Origin of the sequence: Paenibacillus sp. TAF43_2 (assembly GCF_052113545.1) — a bacterium.
GTDB lineage: Bacteria > Bacillota > Bacilli > Paenibacillales > Paenibacillaceae > Pristimantibacillus.
In genome coordinates this window covers 1-5,244 of the sequence record NZ_JBFRDK010000279.1, presented here as the reverse complement: position 1 = coordinate 5,244, position 5,244 = coordinate 1, and the positions used below count along the sequence as shown (strand labels likewise).

Genomic DNA, 5,244 nt, shown 5'->3' with positions numbered 1-5,244 from the left:
CGGCTGCCCTTACGGCTATTCGAACTTTGCAGGCTGTTGAGCCCATCCTATTCCAATAGCCGCTCCTGCAACCGCTTTACGTCCAATCCAGCAAATGTGAATAAATCTGTTATTTCCATTGCACTTCCAACAAGTGCCCGCTTAAATCTTAGATTCAATAATTGGGGCTAGCGGAAGCTCTTAATAAATTGAACCGCTTTGCGTATATCGGTCTCCGGCTGATCTCCAACTTCGCGTTCGATCGTCAGATAGCCATTATATCCAATCTCCTTTAACGCCGTAAAGTATCTGTCGAAATCAACATTCCCTTCGCCGAGCGGCAGCTCACGGAAAAACTGTCCCGTGCTCACCATCTCCGCAATTTTGGCATGATCCATCGGCTCATAGCCAAGCGCACCGTATACCATGCGAGGATCTACCACCTTGCGACGTATGCCGTCCTTGACATGGGTGTGAACGACGTAATCCTTAAGCAGGCGAACCCCTTCCGCTGGATCATCCCCCGTCACCATCACCATATTGGCAGGGTCAAAGTTGACAGATACTCCTCTGCCACCTAGCGTATCCAGAAAACCTTTCAGATGGGCCGCCGTCTCCGGACCGGTCTCGATAGCGAAATAGGCCTTCATGCTGCTGGCATATTCATTCAGCTCGCGGCAAGCCTCCTGCATAACAGCGAACACCTCTCCATCTTGGTCCTCCGGCACGATTCCGATGTGTGTCGTTACAATGGTCGTGCCGAGGTCCAGCGCCAAATCGAGAATCCGCTTTGATTTCTCTACTTTTTCCTCGTTAACGGATTTATCCTGGAAGCCATGGCCGCCCAGGTCGCCGCATAACGCGCTGATTTCCAGCCCTAATGAATCGATATAAGCCTTCAGCTCCCTGCGGGCGGCAGCGCCGAGATTAGCCGGGTCCATCTCGCCTGAAACGGCATAGATTTGCACCCCCTCCGCTCCAACCTCCTTCGCCTTCTTCAGCCCTTCCTTAACGCCGACGCCAAAGCTGTCTACAATGACGCCTATGGGATTTCCGATATTTACAGACATGCCGATTCCACGCCTCCCCTAGTCGAAATGAATTTCCTTGCCTAGAGTCGCCGACTCGTACACGCCGCAAAGTATTTTCATGATTTCAACGCCGTCCTGCACTGGACTGATCGTGTCTTTCTTCCCTTGGCAAACTTCAACAAAGTAATTGATTTCGTCTTGGAAGCCCTGCACAAATTCGAATGAGAGATTGTCAATTTGCGGCGTGGCGTTCAGAATCGTGTCATACTTCTCTGTAATTAAAGTCAGCTCCGGCTCCAGCTCGACGCCGCCTTTCTCGCCATAGAGCTTTACCGTCAGCTCATCCTGCTTGGCATGCAGCGTAAAGCTGACATCAACCAGCAGCGACGCCCCGTTCTCAAAGCGTACCAGCGCATTGGCCATGTCCTCAACCGTGTTCAGTGCTGCATCATAATCGGCTGCCTTGTAGAACTTCAAGTTTTTCACATTGGAGCGGTTGCCTAAACGGTTGTAGGTGTTGCCGCTAATGGATTTAACTTTGGGCTTGCCCATCAAATACCAGCAAAGATCGATGACGTGAACGCCGATATCGATCAGCGGACCGCCGCCGGAGCGCTCCACATCAGCGAACCAGCCGCCAGGGTTGCCCAGCTTGCGTATGCATGAAGCTTTGGCGTAATAAATCGGGCCGATTTCACCATTGTCCAAAAATGCTTTTACAATCCGCGTATTGGAGGCATAGCGGCGGACAAATCCTACCTGCAGCGTCTTGCCGGATTCCTTGACAGCCGCTTCAACCGCTCGTGCCTCCTCCACCGTTTTGCTAAGCGGCTTCTCGCAAAGCACATGCTTGCCTGCCTTCAGAGCGGCGATACTAATCTCCGCATGGGTGTTGTTCCAAGTACAGATGCTGACCGCATCAATATCGGGGTTCGCCAGTAGCTCGTTGTAGTCGGTGTAAACGTTAGGAATGTTATATTTCTCCGCCTTTGCCTTCGCCCGTTCTTCCTTCAAGTCGCAGACAGCGACCAGCACGGCATCCATGTTTTTGCTGTAGGAGCCAAAGTGCATTTCTGATATGGAGCCAGCTCCGATTACGCCAATTCGAATAGGATTGCTCATTGCTATTTTCTCCTCATTAGTTAATTTAGTTTAAACTGCACGCAGCGAAGGCCATGCCAGCTCGATGCCCTCTGCAGCCAGAAACCTCTGGTAAGCGGCAAGCTCTGTCTCCGAAGAGCGGACATCGCTTGGCGTCAAGCCGCGATCCAAGCAGAAGCTAGCACAATAGCCCGCTGCCTCGCCAATATTCCATTCCACCGGATGAAGCCGGTAGCAGCCGTTTGTAATATGAGTGGTTCCGATATTTTTGCAAGCAGCAAGCAGATTGTTCACTCTTACCGGGATGAGACTGCCCAAAGGAATCTGGAACGGCAGCGACGATATATCAATATAGGGCTGATTTTCCGTGCTGGGATGCAGATCAATGCGGTAACAGCCGATGCCCACTGAATCCGAGAAATATTCCGCACGGCCGTCAGGACGGCTTTCCGTTGCAACATGCTGCTCCAGAATCGTAAACTCCGCCTTGATTCGGCGCGACTCCCGAACGTACGGATACATGGCAAGCCCATCCTCTGTACCCACCACATCGGGACGAAGCCTTAGCCCGGGGTAACCTTTTCCCCCATCCGGGCGAGGAGCCTCTGTCTGCATCCAATAAAGCAGCGAAAGGCTTAGCTGCTTCGCCTCGCTTAAGTGACGCTCCCTATCTTCCGGCTTCACATCGATAATAGAGCCCAGCCAATAATCGTTCTGCGGCCAGTTGACCAGCGAAATAGAACTGTTGTAAGTACCTTGAACGTAGTGCTCCTTCTCAGCGATTTGACGATATTTGAACAGCGAAAAAGCGCCTTCGCCAGGGAAAAGACCGTACTGAACCGGCTGCATCGTTGCCGGCTTGACGCCGGTCCAGCTTAGCAGGCGATCCGGCCAGAAATCTGCCTTGTATTCCTTCCAGAAATCATAGAGCTCTGGCTTTGGAATCGTATGATCCTCGCCTTCCAGATAATCGATGGCGAAGCAATAGGTAAAGCCCTGCATATCTTGCGGCAGCGCCTCACCTTCTACGGCATGAGGCTCCCCTGTTTCTTCACGCGCTTCCGCGCCCGTAACGTATTCCACGCCAGCCAGCGGGAGCAGGTCGCCGCATTCCGTAGCGTCGAGAAAATATGGAGCCTTCAGCAGCACCGTATTTCCGCTGTCCAAGCTTTTAACCGTCACCGAGACGATGTTATCGCCATCGCAATGGGCGTTTACTGGAACATGGCGGCGCAATATCGTCAGCTTCCCGCTATGTACATAAGGAGCAAGCTGACGCTCCAAAACGGCAAGCGCCGCGCGTGGCTCGTGACATAAACGGCTGACCGTACCGCCACCTGGGTTTAGCTGTTCGTTCTCCCGTGCCGCTGTCGTGAGTGGAAAGGCATCCCGGTAATAAGCGCGGATATCCTCGCGAAAGCGGCGATAGCTCCGGGTGCAGCCGAAGGACTCGATCCAGGGATGCTCGTCAGGCGGAACCGCCTGACTCGTTAATTGACCGCCGATCCAATCCGTCTCCTCGGTCATGATAACGGTTTTGCCCGACTTCGCCGCTGCCAGCGCCGCCGCAACTCCTCCCGTGCTTCCTCCTACAACTACGATGTCGGCCATTGCTTCTCGTTCCATGCGTATATCTCCTTTGGGGTTAAATAATGGTTGCAAAATAGTCATAGCTGCGCCGAATGCCTTCCGCCTCGCTGCCTACACCTTCATATTCAAGAACAAACGCTCCGCGGTATCCATTCTCCACCAGCTTGTTCACGATTTTCTCCAATTCAACATCGCCGTCTCCTAGGTTGATTCCTTCAAAAGCTTTGCCTCCGAGAGACTTATAACGCCCGTCTTCACGCATTTCAAAATCCTTGAAATGAACATGCGAGACATAGGGGAGCAGCGTCTCAAGCGCGGCTGTCGGATGCTCGTCTACGAGCAGAAAATTGCCTGTGTCAAACGTGGATCGCAGAGCCGGAGAACCAACCCGATCGATGATCGTTTTGACCTGTTCGCCGCTTCCCGCTAACTTTCCGTGGTTTTCCAAACAGAGAACCAAACCTTCCTTCTCAGCGACCGCAGCAGCTTCTTTCAGTCCATCCACAATCCAGTCCAGCGCTTCTTCGTAGGTTGCAATGTCGCTGTGGTTGCCGGAGAACACGCGGATGACGTTTGTTCCCAGTATCTTCGCAACAGGGTAGGCATCCGTAATCTCCTTCAGCGCCCCTGCTCTTTCCTCCTCGGTTGCCTTGACGAAATCATTGGCTACCGCGTAGCTGGACACCTTGATGCCATTATCTCTCACAAATGCAAGCACGCTTGGCAGTTCCTCCAGAACGTCCTTCCAGAACACATTCAACAGCTCGACATCCTCAATCCCTTCATCCTTGCAAAAGGATAGAAAATCCAGCACCTTCCATCCGTTTTCTCTCACGGTTCTGTGCATGCTCCACATGCTAAGTGACAGCTTCATTTTGCAACTCCCTCCATGCTCTGTTATGGCCTCGCTTTGTTGAAAGGCAACGCTATTGCTTACTGCGTACCACCATTGTAAAAGCTGCCATCCGGCATAAATAGAGTAGACCGATGACCATTTTTGGTAACTTGATGCGATTATCTCTCCATTCACTAAAAAAAGAATTGAAAGTTCCTAGCACAGCCCTATTTGTTCGTAGTCGGCTTGTGCTATCCTCTACTTTTGCTGGCTACGCTCTCCAACAGTCGAAACGAATGCGAAAGTTGAATAATTTAGATCTTATATAACTAAAAAAGGGGCTGTCTCAAAAGTCATTTTGCGATTTTTTGAGCACTGCTTAGAACTTATTTTCATCGAGAAAAAGGACCTCAAGCTCCACTATACAGTGGAATTTGAAGTCCTTTCATTTGAAAACGGGGATGTTCTCCTGTCATGCAAAGACTTTTGCGGCAGCGCCTGCAGCATCTTCATCTAAGTGCAGAAATGCACTTATTTAACCAAATTTTCTTCAAATCTAGGTCAAGTCCAAAGTTGTGTGTAAAATCCTCGAACAGAAAGCCTACTCATCAAGAGTAGGTTCTTGCGTTGTTTTTGGTTTTTTCTTACGCCATTCATGGTACACTGTCATTTCAATATATTTCTTGCCGACGGACCACTTTTCATCCA

Annotated in this window: 4 protein-coding genes; all 4 read right to left on the bottom strand. The window is 51.1% G+C overall.

What is annotated here, in order from left to right:
- Positions 1-167: 167 nt before the first annotated feature.
- From AB4Z17_RS31815 to AB4Z17_RS31800, 4 genes are read right to left on the bottom strand one after another with little or no spacing between them, the layout of a single operon-like run.
- On the bottom strand, positions 168-1,049 hold the full coding sequence (locus AB4Z17_RS31815; protein WP_441908599.1) for a sugar phosphate isomerase/epimerase family protein: 882 nt from the start codon (positions 1,047-1,049) through the stop codon (positions 168-170).
- 18 nt (positions 1,050-1,067) lie between these two features.
- Positions 1,068-2,132, bottom strand: coding sequence for a Gfo/Idh/MocA family protein (locus AB4Z17_RS31810; RefSeq protein ID WP_441908600.1), 1,065 nt, complete (start codon positions 2,130-2,132; stop codon positions 1,068-1,070).
- Positions 2,133-2,162: 30 nt separating this feature from the next.
- The gene (locus AB4Z17_RS31805; protein ID WP_441964298.1) at positions 2,163-3,737 is read right to left on the bottom strand and encodes an FAD-dependent oxidoreductase; all 1,575 of its coding nucleotides are present in this window, start codon (positions 3,735-3,737) and stop codon (positions 2,163-2,165) included.
- A 19-nt stretch (positions 3,738-3,756) separates the two neighbouring features.
- Positions 3,757-4,575, bottom strand: a complete 819-nt coding sequence (locus AB4Z17_RS31800) for a sugar phosphate isomerase/epimerase family protein (RefSeq protein ID WP_441908602.1) — start codon at positions 4,573-4,575, stop codon at positions 3,757-3,759.
- Between the last annotated feature and the right edge of the window lie 669 nt (positions 4,576-5,244).

Bases quoted from the DNA above. Each gene is read 5' to 3' on its own strand.
- AB4Z17_RS31815 (WP_441908599.1), bottom strand. From the start codon at position 1,049: ATGTCTGTAAATATCGGAAATCCCATAGGCGTCATTGTAGACAGCTTT.
- AB4Z17_RS31810 (WP_441908600.1), bottom strand. From the start codon at position 2,132: ATGAGCAATCCTATTCGAATTGGCGTAATCGGAGCTGGCTCCATATCA.
- AB4Z17_RS31805 (WP_441964298.1), bottom strand. From the start codon at position 3,737: ATGGAACGAGAAGCAATGGCCGACATCGTAGTTGTAGGAGGAAGCACG.
- AB4Z17_RS31800 (WP_441908602.1), bottom strand. From the start codon at position 4,575: ATGAAGCTGTCACTTAGCATGTGGAGCATGCACAGAACCGTGAGAGAA.